Genomic DNA, 18,084 nt, shown 5'->3' on the forward strand with positions numbered 1-18,084 from the left:
TCATGGATACTGGGTGCCGTATTCAGCACCCATCACTTGTTGCCAATGTTAATTACGGGTTTGCAATTACTGCATTATCGATACGGTAAACCGCACCTTCACCCATCCCCCATGACGGGAACACCATGACAACATCGATTGCACTAATATCAAGACCTGCACTGAGTAAGTCTGCAAGTGTATACGTATAGGTTTGCCACTCACCCACCACAGGCTCGACACCTTCTTGGCTTGCACTTAACGCAAGCTCCACAGCTTGACCTGCATCGTTTGATTCAATTTTGAATAACCACTGTGCATCTTGGTTACTGGCATTTGACACAATTTTCATCTCAAAACGAACCACACCTTCAGATAACAAGTGCGATGCATCAAAGCTCACGCCATCATCAGCTAGGAACCCCATTACCGTAGCGGTAGAACCAATTTGAAATTCTGCCACTGAGCCATGGGTTTCGTCATCCGTTTCGACTGTTGGTGTACTCCCTGCACAACAATCCCAAATGCTCCACAGATCTGCCACGTTTTCAGCAAATAGCGTTAGCTCTGATGCTGTAGATTCTTGCTCTGGAGCATAGATACGTGCATTGTCAACACGGTAAACAGCACCGTCACCTTGACCCCATGCAGGGAAAATCATGATGACATCAATCGCACTTACATCTAAACCAGCGTTTAATAAAGTACTGATTGGGAATGTATAGGTTTGCCATTCACCCGCTACAGGGTCAACGCCTTCTGTGCTTGTGTTTAGGTTAACTTCAACCGCTGTTGCACCTTCATTTGACTCAACTTTTAACAGCCAAGGCGCATCTGGCGTTGATGATAAAGAGGTGATCTTCATCTCAAATTGCAACATGCCATCATCAACCAGTGCTGATGCATCAAACTGCGTACCACTACCACCTGATGAAGTACGGTTGATAAAGCCCATTACGGTAGGTGTTGCACCAATCGAGAATTCAGCAGTCACACCATGTTCTTCGTCGTCGACTACTTCAACAGGTGTTGAACCACCACAACAATCCCACAGCGGCCAATCAAGATTCGTTTCATCGGTGAATAAGGTTAATGAAGGCAATGTTGTTGTGCCGCCATTGGTAATTTCAACATTATCAACACGGTATACTGCACCTTCACCTTGACCCCACGCAGGGAAAATCATGATCACATCAATCAGTGATACATTTAAACCCGCATCAGCTAATGTTTGCAGTGGGAAAGTATAAGTTTGCCATTCACCAGCAACTGGGCTAACACCTTCAGTACTTGCACTTAGGTTTAGCTCAACAGCTGTCGCACCTTCATCACTTTCGATTTTGAATAACCACGGTGCGTCAGGCGTTGATGGTAAAGACGTTACTTGCATATCAAACGTTACATAGCCGTCTTCTAACATCGCACTGGCATCATAAGGCGAGGCTTCACCGTTTTCATCGGTAATAAAGGCATCACGGCTGATAAAACCATTTACCGTAGCCGTTGCACCCACACTAAACTCAACCACATTGCCACGGTCGGCATCTTCAACTAACCCTGGCGTTGTGCCACCACAACAGTCCCATGCAGGCCAGTTAGGGTTAAAACTGCTATCAAAAATAGTCAGCGGCGTAACAGTACCATCACTTGGTGGTGTTGGCGCCGGCGCTGCACCTTGTACAAGTGCATCTTCTAAATCGTCGTAGCCAGGGCGGACGGTTTCACAACCTTTACCTGTGTCTGGGTTTTGCGAACACTCATAAACACGTACATAGTCAACTTCAAAAGTTTGACCGTTTTCGAATGCACTTGCATCAACACCAAGGGCATTAACGTTTTCAGGCCAATCACCACCTACCGCAAAGTTTAAAATTAAATAAAACTCTTGGTTAAATGGTGCAGCGTCCCAAAAAGTCGTTAACTCACCAGTTGTTTGATCATAATACTCTGTGTACCAACCCTTATGTTTAAGAGCCAGCGCTTCACCGCTTGCGTTGTAAAGCAATTCTGATTGGCGCTGCGTTGCGTATAAATAGTTATCTACATACCAACGAATTTCGCCTTCTTGCCATTCAATCGCATAAGTATGAAAGTCATCTGCCGGATTTGAATCTTGCGCGAAGGTGTATGCTTGACCACTACTATCATTATTTGGCCACGCTTGACCATAATGTAACGTGCCGTAGATATTTGACTCTAAGCCATCATCATTTTCGACTTTTAAATTCACTGATTCTAAAATGTCGATTTCACCTGAACGAGGCCACTCACCGTATACTTCGTCGGTTGGCATCATCCAAAACGCAGGCCAAGAACCTTGACCGCTTGGTAGTTTTGCTCTTACTTCAAAGCGGCCATATTTAAAATCGGCTTTGTAGCGAGTATTGATACGTGCAGATGTATAAGGCTTTGCAGCACCGTCTTCTGCAGGCAATGCAACGATATTAAGAATACCATCTGCAACAAAGGCGTTTTCTTCACTGTCGGTATAACATTGTTTTTCGTTATTACCGCCACCTGCACAGTCTATTTCGAAACTCCATTTATTTTCATCAATGGCATCACCATCAAAGTTATCTTCCCAAACCATGACCCAGTCTGAAACGGGTTCAGTTGTATCAATTGTATCAATTTTTGTATCTGTGGCAGAGCCACCGCAGCCAGCTAATGTCGCTACTGAAAGCGCCATTGCAAGTTGTGTTAAGTGTGTTTTGAATTTGTTCATTGCATTGAACCCTAACATTATGTGTTTGTTAGTACTCAACTGATCTATATGAATATTATTTTAATCAGTCAATTGTAAGCGCTTACATGAGAAGGCAAATAAAAAGGCCCAACAATGTAAGCGCTTTCATTAGAGTATGTCACGGTTATTAAAACGTCAATAAAATATTAACATTTACTGCGAATTTGTTTTTAGACATGTTTAACGAAAATACAGGCTTTATACGGCTAAAAATGGGGTTTGAGAGTGAATTTAATACAAAAGAAGCAATCAAGATCTTGTTAATAAGAAAAACCCATTAACAAGATCTTTGCAACAATTAATCTTCAGTAATGACAATTTCAACTGCGCTTGTGTGCGCCTGTTGATAATACAAGCTACTAGCAAGCACACGAGCCGCGGTTTTGTAGGTTTCACTTAATTTCGCCGTATTATCTTTGGCAATTAAGTCACCCTGCTCCGAGCTTTCACGAATTTCAATGGCCAGCGGAATATTCGCTAGTACAGGCACACCATGACGATGCGCTAATTTTACAGCGCCATCTTTACCAAATACATGATTGGGCTCACCACAATGGCCACACAAGAAGTAGCTCATGTTTTCAATTAAGCCAAGCACAGGGACGTTCACTTTATTGAACATAGCAATGCCCTTTTGTGCATCGGCTAGGGCTAAATCTTGAGGCGTGGTGATGATCACCGCACCACTTGCTGGCACTTTTTGGCTCATGGTTAACTGAATATCGCCCGTACCTGGAGGCATATCAACAATAAGATAATCAAGCTCTCCCCAAGCGGTTTCGTTCATTAACTGATTGAGTGCTCCCGATGCCATTGGGCCGCGCCAAACGGTTGCGTCATCACTTGGCACTAAAAAGCCGATCGATTGCGCCTTGAGGTTATGCGCTTCAAAAGGAAGTAAATTTTTATTATCTGCCGTTTTCGGCTCTGCCCCTTGTAGACCCAGAAGCAATGGAATAGACGGGCCATAAATATCGGCATCGAGAATACCCACTTTGGCACCCTCTTGCTCTAAAGCCGAGGCAAGATTCACTGCTGTGGTTGACTTTCCAACGCCGCCTTTACCCGAAGCAACGAGTACAATATGTTTTATTTGCTTAAAGCTATATAGGCTAGGTAATTTCACTTTAGCGCTAATTGACACAGGCACTGATAGTTTATCGGTGACAAATTTTTCAATGTCGTTTATTTCACTCAAGCCTGCAAAAGGGAGGTTTAATTTGACTTGCCAGCTTTTATCGCTGTTTTGATTAAGCTCTTCGAGCCAGTCTTGCTCAATGCCAATGGCAAATGCGTTACTACGATAGGCGGCTAAGGCATCAATGATAGGCGCTTTTTCAGCCGATTTACTTGAGAATAGTTTTGACAGTCCAAACATAGCAATAAATTAGCGTTTCTTTGATGAAAAGTGCTGCGGAATTATGTAACATTCAAGGCATTAAAACCAGACAATTAGATAATATCATTGCTTTGAGTTGTCTATGAGCAACTTACAATGTATTAAATAATGATATTCGAGCATATTTGCATCGAACTAATCTCAATTCGGAATGATTATGGCACAGCGAAAGATCCTGATTACTAGCGCATTACCTTATGCCAATGGCCCGACTCACTTAGGCCATTTACTAGAATATATCCAAACAGATATTTGGGCGCGTTTCCAAAAACAACAAGGTCATGAAACCTATTACGTTTGCGCGGATGATGCTCACGGCACACCAATTATGCTTAATGCGCAAAAGCAAGGGATCACGCCAGAAGAGATGGTTAAAAACGTCAGTGTTGAACGTCAACGCGACTTTGCTGATTTCAACATTGAATTTGATAACTATCACAGCACGCACAGTGAAGAAAACCGTCATTTCAGCGAGTTAATCTACAACCGTTTGAATGAAGCGGGTCACATTAAAAAGCATACTATTTCTCAACTTTTCGACCCAGAGAAAGGTATCTTCTTACCAGATCGCTTTGTAACGGGTACTTGCCCAACGTGTAAGTCAGAGGATCAAAACGGTGACAGCTGTGATTCTTGTGGTGCTACATACAGCCCAACTGAACTTATTAACCCACGCTCTGTAATGTCGGGAGCTGAGCCAATCTTAAAAGATTCGGAGCACTACTTCTTCGACCTACCTGCTTTTGAAGACATGCTAAAAGAGTGGTTACACTCAGGTACGATTCAACAAGAAATGGCGAACAAGCTTGATGAATGGTTTGCAGATGGCCTACAGCAGTGGGATATCAGCCGTGATGCACCTTACTTTGGTTTTGAAATCCCTGGTGCACCGGGTAAATACTTCTACGTGTGGCTCGATGCGCCTATCGGCTACATGGCGAGCTTTAAAAACCTGTGCGACAAAAAAGGGATTGATTTTGATGCATTCTGGCGCGAAGACTCAGATGCAGAGCTTTACCACTTCATTGGTAAAGACATCATCTATTTCCACAGCCTATTCTGGCCGGCAATGTTAGACGGTGCAAAGTTCAGAAAACCTACCAACGTTTTTGCACACGGTTTTGTAACTGTAAATGGCTCAAAGATGTCTAAATCAAAAGGGACCTTTGTTAAAGCGCGTACTTACCTTGATAACTTAGATCCTGAGTATCTTCGTTATTACTACGCAGCAAAACTAAACAACGGCATCACTGACCTTGATTTAAACCTTGAAGACTTTGCACTACGTGTAAACTCTGACTTAGTAGGTAAAGTGGTTAATATCGCAAGTCGCTGTGCAAGTTTCATCACTAAGAAATTTGACGGCAAGCTTAGCGACACCGTAATGGATGAAGCACTATTAGGTGAGTTCCAAGCGGCTTCTTCAAGCATTGCAAATCACTATGAAAACCGTGATTACAGCCGTGCAATTCGCGAAATCATGGCGCTTGCTGACAAAGCAAACCAATTCATCGACGCAAAAGCGCCGTGGGTGTTAATTAAAGACGAAACAAAACAACAAGAAGCACACGATGTATGCTCACTTGGTTTGAATATGTTCCGTGTACTTATCACTTACTTAAAACCTGTTCTACCAGGTATGGCTGCAAACGTTGAAGCCTTCTTAAACGACGGTTTAACATGGCAAGGCGCGCAAACAGCGCTGGTTGGTCACGCAATTAATAAATTCAAACCGTTAATGCAACGTGTTGAAATGGATAAAGTAAACAAAATGATTGAAGAATCAAAAGAAAGCCTAGTTGCTGAGAAAGATAAAGTTGATCCAAACAGCCCACTAGCTAAAGAGCCAATCAGCCCTGAAATCGAATTTGACGACTTTGCTAAAGTTGATTTACGTGTAGCAAAAATTGCTAAAGCAGAACACGTAGAAGGTGCTGAGAAACTACTTAAACTTACCCTAGATTTAGGTGGCGAAACGCGCCAAGTATTTGCAGGCATTAAATCTGCGTATGCACCAGAAGATATCGAAGGTAAGCTAACGGTTATGGTAGCAAACCTTAAGCCTCGTAAGATGCGTTTTGGTATGTCTGAGGGCATGGTATTAGCAGCCGGCCCTGGCGGTAAAGAAATTTATATTCTTAACCCAGATGAAGGCTCAGAGCCTGGCATGCGTGTAATGTAATTACACAATTACTAGCTACTATAAAAAACCGTTGTGTTTAGGCACAACGGTTTTTTTGTGTTTAATGCGTGCTTCACATCGATGTAGTTAGTTTATGAACTTGGGCATGCAGGGTGCTCAGCAAGCACTTGGGTAATTATTTGCCCAAACTGCTGCTGTTGTTGCTCGCTAATAGCAAAAGCGGCATTGTAAGCAAGGGTATCGGCAAGCTCACCTGTTATGACTTCATAAAAAGTCATCGCGGTCAGTAAGTGCCCTGCGTTTGATGCATGATTACCATCTGCACTGTAAAAATTAAGCTCAGGTAATGCGGCAATTGCTTTATCCCAAACTAAACCGATTGGGGCAACACAGCTTGCCTCTTTTTCACTAATCGACAAATGCAATTGGTAGACAAGCTCCCCTTCTTTGCTGTCACCTTGCTGAGGATGCTCAGGAAACAAGATAGGCGTTATTTTCAGCTCTTTTGCACTGGCAATTAATCGCTCTGCCTCATTCGTAGAATAATTAACAGAACCAGACTGAGAGTACTTCTGACCTTGAAAAATAGCATGAGTCCAATTGGCTTGTTGTAGCTTTTCAACATTGCCAGATATGTTCACTATTTCATCTAAAAAGCGACCACTAACGGTAAGCGTTGAAACTTGAGCGTTGGTTAACTCACTGGAAATAAGCTGTTCAAGCAAATCACCTAATTTAGCGCTATGGCTATTGCCATAAATAATAATTTGATAGTCGGCACTACCACTGTTATCAACAATGGCAGCGCCAGAATTGGGTATTGAAGTATCTGGGATGGACGTCGAATTTTCTGTGTTAGAGCCAGAACCACAGGCCACCAAACCAATACAACAGCTTAGTAATATATAAACTGTTAAAGGCCTAAACCGCTTGTTTTCAGTCATTTATCGTTCCATCTATTGGCTTGTTATTTTTATGTCGTCAATATTGAGACATAAAACGGTAAATTGCCAATATTTGGACGATATTTAGCTAAGGGGCTAAGTATAAATCATGTAAAACCCGTTCTTTTCGAGGTAAGTAATAATCATCATAATCGAGTGACACAAGCACCCTTTTAGCTTTGCCTAATAACTCACTGCGAGGCACTAGCCCAATCACTCGTGAGTCTGCACTATTATCGCGGTTATCGCCCATCGCTAGATACATATCGCTGGGAATAACGACAGGAGCAAAATGCTGCATCACCGAGGGCGTTTTGGATATCTGAATAGCGTGCTGAACACCTGCAAGGTTTTCAATGAGTGTTTGCTGCTCTTGCATGTCACCAGTTAATGCGTAATCAAGCGCTTTACCGTTAATGATTAATTTATTATCTATCAAAGTCACTGTATCGCCCGGCACACCAATAACACGCTTTATTAAGCGATTATTTGCAGCCTTAGAATCAAATACAATGATATCACCGGCTTTTGGCTCATCAGTGCGCATTAGCGAAATATGACTAAATGGCACACGCAGATCATAAGCCATTTTATCCGTTAAAATTCTATCCCCTTCAACGATGGTCGGATTCATTGAGCCTGTTGGTACTTCATACCAATCAGCCACCGCACTTCTAAAAACACTCATCAAACAGATGAATAAAATCAAAGAGCGGTTATTTTTCCATACCTTCAAAAGCCAGTTCATATTCGTTCCTTATTTGTTGTTTGTTTTCATAAGAGCTTGTGCGGTACAAATTAGTTCTCAACTAAATGTAACGAAATACGTCAATGATAAAAATACCATACATGATGTTAAAAATATTTGACACCACAACCAATGAGTAGTTTACTTAACATTAAGTCAAATATTTTTTACATTGGATGATAACGATGAGCTACAAAGAAATGACAATTTGGGGCACCTTGGTGGTAACCATAGGCCTGTTAAGCTACTACCTGTTAGGCATTAATTCACTACAAGCTGCGGGTGATCTTAACCAAGATACCATGGTGTCTTATTTGTATAAGGTTGTTGTAGTTGCGGTGATATTAGAGATCATTATGCAATCTGTGCTTGCTGGTATTAAACACAAAGAAGCAGACTTAGGGGATGATGAGCGCGACAAGCTCATTGAGCTAAAAAGCACCAAGCTTGGTCACTGGTTTTGCTCTGCAATTATCTTAATATGTGTATTTTTAGCAACGCAAATTGAGCGCGTATCTGGGCGTATGTTGTTACCTGAGGTCTCTGATCTATATAATATTATGCACTTTCTTATTATTGGTTTTTTAGTCAGTGAAATTATTACTATTGCCAGCAAAGTGTATTTATACCGAAGAGACAGCTAGATGACAAAACAGCTCAGTAATACCATTCGGGAACTTCGATTTCATCATAATGAAATGACTCAGCAAGCATTAGCAGAGGCAGTTGGCGTTTCAAGGCAAACCATAGTAGCAATTGAAAAAGGTAAATATTCACCGTCGCTCGAGGTGGCTTTTAAGATTGCTCAATTGTTTGATAAAAAACTGGACGACGTGTTTTCATATCAGTAATTAACAAAAAAGGTTAGCCAAAGAGCTAACCTTTTTTAAATTCGTATCATTTAATTTTATGACTGCTGATTTTTGAACTGCGCTTTGGCTTGCTCAACTTCATCATCACTGATACCCACTGATTCAGCCGCTTCTTTAATAAGGTGTGGCTGCGTCATCACTAATGCCATCAATTGTTGAAGCTTTTCTGGTGGGATACCTAACTGTTGGACCAGACCCATTGCCATCATTGGGTTTTCCATAAACGCTTGAAACAGCTCACGCACTTTCTCGTCACTTACATTGTGCTCTTTGAGCATTGCAATAATAGGGTTCATATTAACCTTTACTTTTAACTACTAATAAAACCAATAATATGGGCAAATTGATGTTATTCAACTAACATCACCACTTTTCCCGAGTTTTCGTTGTTATCTAAAATACGGTGCGCCTCATTAGCCTCTTGCCAATTTAAGGTTTTGTAGATATTGCAATCGAACAGCCCGTTGGCCAAGTCATCATAAAATCGCGATATAAACTGCTCTTTTAAATCACGTTTAAATTCAATCGAACGGTTACGCAAGGTTGATGCATGAAATGATATGCGCTTACTAAGTAGCCTTGCAAAGTCAACCTCAGCAAAGCGTGCATCTAAAAAGGCTAACATTACAATTTGACAATCCATTGCTGCAACGGCAGCATTTTTATTTAAATAGCGTCCTGAGACAGGATCAACAATGGTATTAGCCTGTAAATTATTGGCTTTGAAGTACTCTACAAAGTCAGTGGTTTTATAATTAATGGTGTGGTCTGCACCAAGCTGTTTGGCATGTTCGCACTTTTCATCGCTACCTGCAGTGATCACCACTTGAGCACCTGCGCGTTTTGCCATTTGAATTGCCGCCCCACCGACACCACTGGCTCCCGCATGGATCAGTGCCGTTTGCCCCGATTTAAGCTGACCAAATTGAAATAAGGCAGAAAAAGCCGTTAAGTATACTTCACTGATAGCAGCGCCCTCTGCCATTGTCATTTCATCTGGTAACGGCATCACTTGTGCGGCATCAACGGCAACATATTCACTATAAGCACCACCCGCACACAAGGCAAAAACGCGCTTATTAAGCAGGTCACCCGATACTGCACTACCTTGCTCAACAATGGTACCGGCGCATTCTAACCCTAAAATTTCACTGTCACCTTTTGGGGCTGGGTATTTACCTTGCCGCTGTAAACAATCAGCGCGATTAACGCCGATTGCTGCAACAGCAATAAGAACTTCGTTATCTTTTAAAACTGGTTTATCTGTTTGCGCAAAATGTAACTGTGAATCTTCGTGCTTAATATAACGCATATCACCTTCTATTTAATTCGTTGCCAGATCTCAGCTTCGACTAATTTGCCATTTTCATACAAGGTGTGATGCCACAAGTCACCTTCTAGTTTGTAATCAAATGCCATGGTCTTACCAAGTAGTGAAGGTACATTACCATAGGAAAAAGTTTCGATAAATTGCTGGTCTTGCAAAACATATTTGCCGCCACCAGCATAATGAAAGTTGCCTTGCTTTTGGGTGATATAGCTAAAATGACTAGGTGTAATCAGTTTAACTGAGGTTATTTCTGGCGCTTTTGCCGTCACATAGCCGTCATTGGTTGCATATTTGCCTTCAACAAATTGCCAGCTTCCTAATAACGGATTGGCGCTTACCATAGACGAAATAAATAAACTCGATAAAAACAGTGTGTTTTTCATAGTGCGTTCCTTAGCTTTTTGAACAGCATACGCTAACACTATGTTCCTATTAAACGGTTATAGATTGAGATTTTTTCATTTGAGCTCTCATCGACGAAAAGCGCCAAGACTGCTTATAAGGATAAACATCAAGCAATTGCCCATCGTTTATAGCTGTTTGTAGTTGCTGCCACATTGTGGCGGTAAAAATATCTTGATGCGCAGCATTAAAGTGATCAAACGCCCGCTTATTGGCGCTAAAAAAGATTTTAAACTGGCTCGGAAATACGTCGTTTTCTGCGATATCAAAGTAACTTTCGCTACTGAGTTCATCTAATGAATCCTCGGTTTTGGGCAGCTCTCTAAATTGGCACTCTGTCATAGGGCAAATTTCATCGTAGTCGTAGAACACCACTCTTCCCCAACGAGTTACACCAAAGTTTTTCATCAGCATATCACCGGGAAAGATATTAGCGCCCGCAAGCTCTTTTATTGCTTTACCGTAATCAACCATTACTTGCTGCAGTTTTCGCTCATCACAGTCGTTGATGTACAAATTAAGCGGTGTCATTTTGCGCTCTACATACACATGGCGCAAAATAAGTGCATTACCCGAAATCACAAGGCTGTCACCAATTTGCTGTTGCATTGTTTGTATGAGCTCTTCACTAAATCGGCTCAAATCAAACGCTAAATAGCGAAATTCATGGGTATCGACTAGCCGGCCAACTCGGTCAGCTTGTTTGACAAAATCGTATTTAGCCATCACCTGCTGTTTGGTAGCCGTTTTTGGCGCACTAAATTTATCTTTTATTACCTTGTACACATAATCTGAGCCTGGGGTGGTAAATACCAGCATCACCATACCCGGCGTCCCCGGCGCAAGTGTGTATTTATCGTCAACGGGGCTATTACGCGTAGTATCAACTTTGTAACGATAAAACTCGGTTTTCGCGTGTTTGATAAAGCCTATGGCATTGAACAATTCAAAGCGTTGCTTATGAGGCATTAAAACACTAAGGTAATCAACGTATCGGGCGGGTTGGTCAGTGTCGACCATAAAATAAGTACGCGCAAAGCCAAACAACAAGCTGAGTTGATCAGCTCCCATCATCACGGCATCAATGTGCAACCCTTTTTCACTGTTTAATAGCGCAATCGCAAATGGCATGTTATCGCCGTTTTTAGCAATACAGCGGCCTATGATGTAGCAGGCTTTATTTCTAAAAAACAATGAATTAGCGTATTCAATATAGCCATCGTTGAGGGCTAGCAGCTCATAAACTTGTGGGCATTGTTGTTTTGCTCCAGCAATCAAGGTGCGCTGTAACATGGCCACATCATCAGCAAAGTTAGCGTATTGTGAGCGAAACACATGGCGTTTAATCAAGCTGCTGATGGCACTTTCAAAGCCATTTTGCAGGGAAATGCGGCTAACCAGTGAATCAAAGGGCCTTGGCCCCAGTTGATAGCGCGCTTTTAGTACAAACAAGTGCACATTGCGGATTTTTCGTGAGTCCCAAATTGCGCCGAAGGTTGAATTAAAAAACGTATGAGCAATGGGCTGGTTTTCGTGGCTTTGCACCATTTCTGCGTATATTTGTTTGGCTAATAACCAAAGCGCTGGGTCGTCTACTTCGCTATAAGCAATAATTTTTACCGCTTGGCTTACCTTTTTGACTTGCCCTTCGTAAACTTGCAATCGCGATTTCATAGCACCTTGAACTTGATGCCACTGGCGCTGCTCAAAGCGACTTTGTGCCCCGAGAGTTATATTTAAAAACTCTGCAAACATAGCCTCAAAACCGGCATACACCGCACGGGCAAGCTTAGTCGCTACGACCTGATTTAACTGTTCGCTGTGTGATTTAACAGCCAAATGTGAACTCTGCTGTGGCATTATTTTTATCGCTTATGCTGATTATTTTAGTCGCCTTGTTTACACACAATAGCAAGCGCGCTTTAATTTAGGTAATTAATAAAGATAATAAATAAGATTGATCAAATGAATATTAGGCACGTCGACCTCAACCTATTGGTGTATTTAAATGTCCTCATTGATGAACAAAGTGTGTCTAAAGCCGCCAACAAACTGGCTTTGACTCAACCTGCAATGAGTAACGCCCTGAAGCGTTTGCGAGATTTGTTTGATGATCCATTGTTAGTGAGAGCCGCTGGCACAATGACGCCAACAGCAAAAGCGCTCAGCCTTAAACCAGAGATAGAATCACTATTAAAAATGGCCGAAGAAATTACTCAGCCAAGTGAAATATTCGACCCGAGTACCGCGAATATAACGTTTCGGATCATGGCAAACGACTACCTTGAATCAACGCTTATTGCGCCGTTTATCACCCAGCAGCTAGCAAAGAACCCGGGGCTTAATTTTGATATTTTGAGCCCAAGTGATGTTAATCTTCAAGATATGGAAAAAGGCACCATCGACCTTGCCATTAACCGCTTTAACGGCCTGCCCCGCTCATTCCACCAAGCCAGTGTATGGCGCGACAATTACTGCTGCTTAACACACCCAGACAACCCTTACTTACAACAGCAAAACCTCGAAGGCTACCTTGCACAAGAGCACATTTGGGTGAATCGGGCTGGTTGGGGCGTTGAAGCGGCCGTAACGAATAAATCCGGCAGTCAAAAACTCGGCTGGGTCGATGAGGCATTATGGCAACTAGAACAAACCCGCAATATTCGTGTATTTACCCGCCATTACATGGTGGCAAGTTTGCTGTGCCAATCACCAAAACTTATCGCTACATTACCCCGTCGCCAAGCCATGTTATTAGCAAAACACACTGATTTGGTAATAAGTCCAGTGCCATTTCAAATCGTACCTATTGAAGTGAAAATGTTATGGAGCCCTTTGTTACACCACGCAAACCCGCACCAATGGCTGCGCAGAGAGCTACTCGCCTTTGCCGGTACGGTGGCTGATCGCTAAAAACAATATAATATTGATTAAATCAATATCAGTTATTGAAAACAACAATTTCATAAATAATGAGTGAAGGGCTAGAGTGAAGTTAAGCACATAAACAAAGAGAAAATGATTATGGAAACTTCAGCGCAATTCACTCAACAGGACGGCCTTTACATCAATGGTCAATTACACTCATTCATCGAGCAGCAGCTTTGTAAAAAAAGCAATTTAGCTTGCGAAGAAATTTACCAAACGCTGGCAACAATGGTTGATGAGTTTGGCTGCCAATGCCGTAAAACCAAACATCAAGATGATGATGTTTTACAAGCAGACACGCTGTTAAAAGCATATAGCTCTGTACGCACTCATCCGCATTGTCATGTTGATGCACAAACAACAACCGCAGTACTTGATGAATACTGCTGCCAAGTTCCGGCTATTTTAGTGGTTGCGTTAATGGACACATTAACAGGCATGACAAGCAACGAACCTGGTGCAGAACACATTTATCAACGTGCAGCACAATTAACAGGTAAACCATGTGTCTACGCTGTTAAAAGCGCCAATGCCGCTTAATATGGTTAATTATTTGAGTTACTTATTCGAGCGATGATGCTTTTTGCAAAATCACTGCAACTAAGCATCGTCGCACCGGCTACTAGGTTAGCCAAATCAAACGTCATTTCATTTGCGCTAAGCGTCTGTTCTAGGGCTTTTTCTATTTTATTCGCCGCTTCGTGCCAGCCCATAAAACGTAGCATCATGACCGCACTTAAAATGCTGCTTGTTGGATTTGCACTGTCTTCCCCGGCAATGCGATTAAATGTGCCATGAGTCGGTTCAAAAAAAGCCACTTCATTATTTAAGTTTGCCGCAGGCATTATACCTACCCCACCAACTTGTGCGGTTAGCATATCAGCTAAGTAATCGCCGTTTTGATTGGTTGTTACCACCACATCAAATTGCTCTGGAGTGAGCAGTGCTTGTTGTAACATGTTATCGGCAATGACTTCTTTGATGATTAAATCATCTTGATTGTCTCGTTTGATCACTAACCAACGACCATTTTCATGCGCTTCAGCGTTAAACTCTTGCTCAGCAAGGGCAAATGCCCAGCGTTTAAAAGCGCCATCGGTAAATTTAAGTACATTGCCTTTGTGCACCACCGTCAGTGATTCACTGTGCTCTTTAAGGGCAAAGTTGAGTGCGTAACGCATTAGTCGCTCTGCTGCCTCTTTCGAGCTATTTTTTATGCCAATGCCACATTGGTTATCAAAACGAAGTCGGGTGACCCCCATTTCTTGGCACAGAAAATCAAGCATACGTTCGTTGTCAATACTGCCAGCCTGCCATTCAATGCCCGAGTAAACGTCTTCTGAGCTGTCGCGTATTACTGTGATTTGGGTTTTTTCAGGCTCTTTTAAGGGCGATGGTAAATGCGGATAACTGCGAATGGGCCGCATGTTAACGAATAAATCCATCTCATGACGAAGAGCCACATTTAATGACCGAAAACCTCCGCCAAGGGGGGTTGTTAACGGCCCTTTGATGGCAATTTTATACTGTCTAACGGCATGTAGGGTTTCTTGCGGGAACCAGTCGCCATCGTAAAGCGCTGCTGCTTTTTCGCCATTGAATACTTCCATCCAATGTATTTGTTTATCACCTTGATAAGCATGTTTCACCGCAGCGTCGACAATATCACGCATCACCGGGCTTATATCTTGACCCACACCATCGCCTTCAATGTAAGCTATAACCGGGTTATCAGGAATATGCCATTGGCCCTTACTATTAATCGTAATTTGCGCGCCATTCGAGGGTACTGAAATATGTTGATACTGCATCATGCCTTCCCAGCAAGGTGTTTTAACAATATTAATATCAAGAAATAGCGAATTTGTCTGTGCTTACAAAGAAATAGCCGCTATTCAAGCAATCAATGCGTTACCTTGGTTATTTCGTCTTGCATAGCACAAAATAAGGAAGCAATAAGCTGCGTATCGAGCGTGACGGTATCTTTTTTAAGCGCAGTATCTACTGCAACGGCTTTAACATAGAGCATTTCACACTCAAACATATTCGCAGCACCTTTGAGCATATGAACATTTCTGCTTAAGCCATCTATATCCATATTTTTGTATTGCTCGCGCATTTCTCGATACTGTTCTTCAAGACCTTTTATATAGTCATCTTTAAGCGCCTGAAACTCTTTTTCAGGTAACTTGATATCGGCCAACTCATCACAATCTAAGTAACTGGCAATTTTATGACTAAAGCCATTGCGATCAATTGGTTTGGCTATTAAATCATTAAAGCCTTGCTTCATATAACGGGCAATTTCATGCTTCATGGTATTCGCTGTCAATGCAATAATTGGCGCGCTAACCCCGGTTGCTTGCATCATTTTTAATGCCTCTTGACCGTCCATAATCGGCATTTGAATATCGAGCAAAATAAGGTCAAAGCTGTCTTCGAGGGTTGCTTGCACTGCGTCTTTACCATTTTCGACGGTGGTCACTGTCAGTCCCATCCGCTCTAATATTCGCGCAATTAAACGTCGGTTGTCTGGATGGTCTTCGGCAAGTAATACCCGTCCCTTCAAATTTTGAGGCGCATCAAGCTTACTAAACGGTGAGGTTTCAATAAGCTTCACTTCGCTCATGTCATTGAGCCAACGTGTGTTATCTGTGGTGTACACCGACATGGTGAAAATAAATTCACTGCCAGAGCCGACATTACTTTTAACGCTGATATCACCATCCAATTTCTGCGCAAGGTTCTTTGAAATGTTAAGGCCAAGCCCGGTACCGCCATACTGGCGAGAAATACTAGAATCCGCTTGATAAAAGGCACTGAACAAGGCTTGTTGCTCTTTGTCTGTCATGCCGATACCGGTGTCTTTTACGCTTATCGACAACTTATCGTTATGACAGCTCACCGTTAAGGTTATACGCCCCACTTGAGTGAACTTAAGGGCATTAGTGGTCAAGTTTAATAAGATTTGCCTTAAACGACTCGGATCGGTGATCAAGTAGTCTGGCAATGGGAACTGGTAATCTACACTGAACTTTAAGCCCTTATCGCGAATTTGCTTGCCGATAAGAGACTCAATATTGGCAATCGTGGCAAACAAGTCTGTTTCGACTAAATCAATCTCTAGCTTATTGGCTTCAATTTTCGACATATCAAGTATATCGTTTATTAAGCCAAGAACATGACGGCTATTTTGCAAAATAACCCCAATCCCATGGTTGCGCTCATGAGGCTTAATATCCCCGAGCATAATGCCATCTGCATAGCCAATGATTGATGTCATTGGGGTACGAATTTCATGACTGATATTCGCTAAAAAACGACTTTTAGCTTCATTCGCATCGCGAAGCTCTGAGGCGAGTTCTTCAAGCTCCAACGTTCTTAAATGGACTTTTTCTTCAAGGTTTTTGTTGAGCTCTACGTTGTCATCGTGAAGCAACCTAAACTTATCGGCAACAGCAAAAGCCAGCAACATGGCGTCCATGGCTGTGCCTATCAAACCCAATAAATATAAATTAATGGAGGTAGCAGGCAGCAAGCCTAAATTAGTTAAATTTCCGACCATATTCGGTAGCATCATGGCAATGTAAGCAAGCACAAAATAGCGTGCTGGCTTAAAGCCAATGAGCATACAGCGTATACCTATGTATAAGCCTAAACATAAAGCGACACCGGTGACTAACGTTGACCAATAAAAACCAAAGCTTGGCCATAAAATACAAAACGGAATACCCAGAGTAGCGATTACACCCACCGTCAGGGATAATTGCGCCAGTTTGGGAAATGTCTCTTTAAGTTTGAGTAAGTTGTTGTAAAACAGAATATTGGTTAAGGGTGTGAGGGCAAAGCCGAGCCAATGAAGATGAGGATTATAGTAACCAAACAGCTGATCCGAAATATGGAAAAAATGGCTCCAAGCAAACACCCAGGATGCAGTAAATAGCGCGTAGTAAAGGTGTGTGACATCACGAGAAACCAAGTAAATCAATAAGTTATATAAACCAAGTGCAATACCCACCCCAAAGCAAAGCATCATGATCATATTTTCAATGGTTATGTTTTGAAAATAATCTTGATAAGGTGTTAATACCAGCTTTGCGGGAGTATAAAAGTAGTCACTCTCAAAATAAGTGATAAGCGTATAGTGCTTACCTTTTTCAAGAGATAAACGATTACCATAGTGAAAAGCAAATTGATTCGGCTCGACCCCACCGGTTACAAAGTACTGTATCGGGGCAGTTGGATCAGTAATATCGTAAATGCGGCTTTCTATTTTCGATACCAAGGTGTTATACGGATAAAGCACTAAATCTTCAATATCACTTAGATTTTCAATTTCAACAATTAACCAATAACTACCGCCAACCGAGCTTATTCGAGATTGCGGTTTTTTGCTTGCTCGCCAAGCATCAATCGCAGCCACCGATTGCGGAAACATATTATCGTTTGCCGTAAACACTTCACCAACATCATGAAGGTTTTGATCAGCCACAGCATCAGTGTAGACAAACGTCTGTTGTGCATTAGCCGAAACACTCAATAGCAATAAAAACAGCAGAGTACTTAAATACAGCTTTAACCGCATTCACAAAA

Annotated in this window: 15 protein-coding genes; 5 read left to right on the forward strand and 10 right to left on the reverse strand. The window is 42.1% G+C overall.

The genetic code is table 11. From position 1 onward, the window contains the following. Positions 1-52: 52 nt before the first annotated feature. A complete protein-coding gene (locus C2M25_RS07555) occupies positions 53-2,704 on the reverse strand; it encodes a glycoside hydrolase family 16 protein (RefSeq protein WP_105174318.1) in 2,652 nt (883 codons plus the stop codon). Positions 2,705-3,023: 319 nt separating this feature from the next. Then, positions 3,024-4,103, reverse strand: a complete 1,080-nt coding sequence (gene apbC, locus C2M25_RS07560; RefSeq protein WP_063704612.1) for an iron-sulfur cluster carrier protein ApbC — start codon at positions 4,101-4,103, stop codon at positions 3,024-3,026. 178 nt (positions 4,104-4,281) lie between these two features. On the opposite strand from apbC, the gene metG reads away from it, so the two are divergent. After that, on the forward strand, positions 4,282-6,306 hold the full coding sequence (metG, locus tag C2M25_RS07565; protein ID WP_105180790.1) for a methionine--tRNA ligase: 2,025 nt from the start codon (positions 4,282-4,284) through the stop codon (positions 6,304-6,306). 92 nt (positions 6,307-6,398) lie between these two features. Here the strand turns inward: metG and C2M25_RS07570 are convergent, their stop codons facing one another. Together C2M25_RS07570 and lepB are read right to left on the reverse strand one after the other, a co-directional pair. Further along, entirely contained in the window at positions 6,399-7,211 is an 813-nt protein-coding gene (locus C2M25_RS07570) for a hypothetical protein (RefSeq protein ID WP_105180791.1), read from the reverse strand. 88 nt (positions 7,212-7,299) lie between these two features. Continuing rightward, entirely contained in the window at positions 7,300-7,959 is a 660-nt protein-coding gene (lepB, locus tag C2M25_RS07575; RefSeq protein WP_105180792.1) for a signal peptidase I, read from the reverse strand. A gap of 185 nt (positions 7,960-8,144) precedes the next feature. On the opposite strand from lepB, the gene C2M25_RS07580 reads away from it, so the two are divergent. Continuing rightward, on the forward strand, positions 8,145-8,603 hold the full coding sequence (locus C2M25_RS07580; RefSeq protein ID WP_105180793.1) for a hypothetical protein: 459 nt from the start codon (positions 8,145-8,147) through the stop codon (positions 8,601-8,603). Then, positions 8,604-8,810 carry a helix-turn-helix transcriptional regulator gene (locus tag C2M25_RS07585; protein ID WP_054552938.1) on the forward strand — a complete coding sequence of 69 codons (207 nt, stop codon included), beginning with the start codon at positions 8,604-8,606 and terminating at the stop codon, positions 8,808-8,810. It abuts the gene before it with no gap. Between the two features lie 56 nt (positions 8,811-8,866). Here C2M25_RS07585 and C2M25_RS07590 read toward each other — a convergent pair whose 3' ends face one another. The 4 genes from C2M25_RS07590 to aceK are packed head-to-tail and all read right to left on the reverse strand — an operon-like array spanning position 8,867 to position 12,423. Beyond that, the gene (locus C2M25_RS07590; RefSeq protein WP_054561248.1) at positions 8,867-9,127 is read right to left on the reverse strand and encodes a DUF2999 family protein; all 261 of its coding nucleotides are present in this window, start codon (positions 9,125-9,127) and stop codon (positions 8,867-8,869) included. A 53-nt stretch (positions 9,128-9,180) separates the two neighbouring features. Continuing rightward, on the reverse strand, positions 9,181-10,143 hold the full coding sequence (locus C2M25_RS07595; RefSeq protein WP_063704602.1) for a zinc-binding dehydrogenase: 963 nt from the start codon (positions 10,141-10,143) through the stop codon (positions 9,181-9,183). A gap of 8 nt (positions 10,144-10,151) precedes the next feature. Further along, positions 10,152-10,544 (reverse strand): hypothetical protein, encoded by a 393-nt coding sequence (locus tag C2M25_RS07600; protein ID WP_199775163.1) that lies wholly within the window; start codon positions 10,542-10,544, stop codon positions 10,152-10,154. Positions 10,545-10,593: 49 nt separating this feature from the next. After that, a complete protein-coding gene (aceK, locus tag C2M25_RS07605; protein WP_105180794.1) occupies positions 10,594-12,423 on the reverse strand; it encodes a bifunctional isocitrate dehydrogenase kinase/phosphatase in 1,830 nt (609 codons plus the stop codon). 105 nt (positions 12,424-12,528) lie between these two features. Between aceK and C2M25_RS07610 the strand changes: the two genes are divergently transcribed. Both C2M25_RS07610 and C2M25_RS07615 read left to right on the forward strand, forming a co-directional pair. Beyond that, positions 12,529-13,476 (forward strand): LysR family transcriptional regulator, encoded by a 948-nt coding sequence (locus C2M25_RS07610; RefSeq protein ID WP_105180795.1) that lies wholly within the window; start codon positions 12,529-12,531, stop codon positions 13,474-13,476. 111 nt (positions 13,477-13,587) lie between these two features. Then, positions 13,588-14,031 (forward strand): hypothetical protein, encoded by a 444-nt coding sequence (locus C2M25_RS07615; RefSeq protein WP_063704594.1) that lies wholly within the window; start codon positions 13,588-13,590, stop codon positions 14,029-14,031. A 5-nt stretch (positions 14,032-14,036) separates the two neighbouring features. Here the strand turns inward: C2M25_RS07615 and icd are convergent, their stop codons facing one another. Next, positions 14,037-15,302, reverse strand: a complete 1,266-nt coding sequence (icd, locus tag C2M25_RS07620; RefSeq protein WP_105180796.1) for an NADP-dependent isocitrate dehydrogenase — start codon at positions 15,300-15,302, stop codon at positions 14,037-14,039. Positions 15,303-15,394: 92 nt separating this feature from the next. Then, positions 15,395-18,076 carry a 7TM diverse intracellular signaling domain-containing protein gene (locus C2M25_RS07625; RefSeq protein WP_105180797.1) on the reverse strand — a complete coding sequence of 894 codons (2,682 nt, stop codon included), beginning with the start codon at positions 18,074-18,076 and terminating at the stop codon, positions 15,395-15,397. Positions 18,077-18,084: the final 8 nt, after the last annotated feature.

This window comes from Pseudoalteromonas sp. T1lg21, assembly GCF_002964625.1.
GTDB lineage: Bacteria > Pseudomonadota > Gammaproteobacteria > Enterobacterales > Alteromonadaceae > Pseudoalteromonas > Pseudoalteromonas gelatinilytica.

What these genes read in the sequence shown, in the direction of transcription:
- lepB (WP_105180792.1), bottom strand. Translation starts at nt 7,959, where the DNA reads ATGAACTGGCTTTTGAAGGTATGGAAAAATAACCGCTCTTTGATTTTA.
- C2M25_RS07580 (WP_105180793.1), top strand. Translation starts at nt 8,145, where the DNA reads ATGAGCTACAAAGAAATGACAATTTGGGGCACCTTGGTGGTAACCATA.
- apbC (WP_063704612.1), bottom strand. Translation starts at nt 4,103, where the DNA reads ATGTTTGGACTGTCAAAACTATTCTCAAGTAAATCGGCTGAAAAAGCG.
- C2M25_RS07585 (WP_054552938.1), top strand. Translation starts at nt 8,604, where the DNA reads ATGACAAAACAGCTCAGTAATACCATTCGGGAACTTCGATTTCATCAT.
- C2M25_RS07625 (WP_105180797.1), bottom strand. Translation starts at nt 18,076, where the DNA reads ATGCGGTTAAAGCTGTATTTAAGTACTCTGCTGTTTTTATTGCTATTG.
- C2M25_RS07600 (WP_199775163.1), bottom strand. Translation starts at nt 10,544, where the DNA reads ATGAAAAACACACTGTTTTTATCGAGTTTATTTATTTCGTCTATGGTA.
- C2M25_RS07570 (WP_105180791.1), bottom strand. Translation starts at nt 7,211, where the DNA reads ATGACTGAAAACAAGCGGTTTAGGCCTTTAACAGTTTATATATTACTA.
- icd (WP_105180796.1), bottom strand. Translation starts at nt 15,302, where the DNA reads ATGCAGTATCAACATATTTCAGTACCCTCGAATGGCGCGCAAATTACG.
- metG (WP_105180790.1), top strand. Translation starts at nt 4,282, where the DNA reads ATGGCACAGCGAAAGATCCTGATTACTAGCGCATTACCTTATGCCAAT.
- C2M25_RS07610 (WP_105180795.1), top strand. Translation starts at nt 12,529, where the DNA reads ATGAATATTAGGCACGTCGACCTCAACCTATTGGTGTATTTAAATGTC.
- C2M25_RS07595 (WP_063704602.1), bottom strand. Translation starts at nt 10,143, where the DNA reads ATGCGTTATATTAAGCACGAAGATTCACAGTTACATTTTGCGCAAACA.
- aceK (WP_105180794.1), bottom strand. Translation starts at nt 12,423, where the DNA reads ATGCCACAGCAGAGTTCACATTTGGCTGTTAAATCACACAGCGAACAG.
- C2M25_RS07590 (WP_054561248.1), bottom strand. Translation starts at nt 9,127, where the DNA reads ATGAACCCTATTATTGCAATGCTCAAAGAGCACAATGTAAGTGACGAG.
- C2M25_RS07615 (WP_063704594.1), top strand. Translation starts at nt 13,588, where the DNA reads ATGGAAACTTCAGCGCAATTCACTCAACAGGACGGCCTTTACATCAAT.
- C2M25_RS07555 (WP_105174318.1), bottom strand. Translation starts at nt 2,704, where the DNA reads ATGAACAAATTCAAAACACACTTAACACAACTTGCAATGGCGCTTTCA.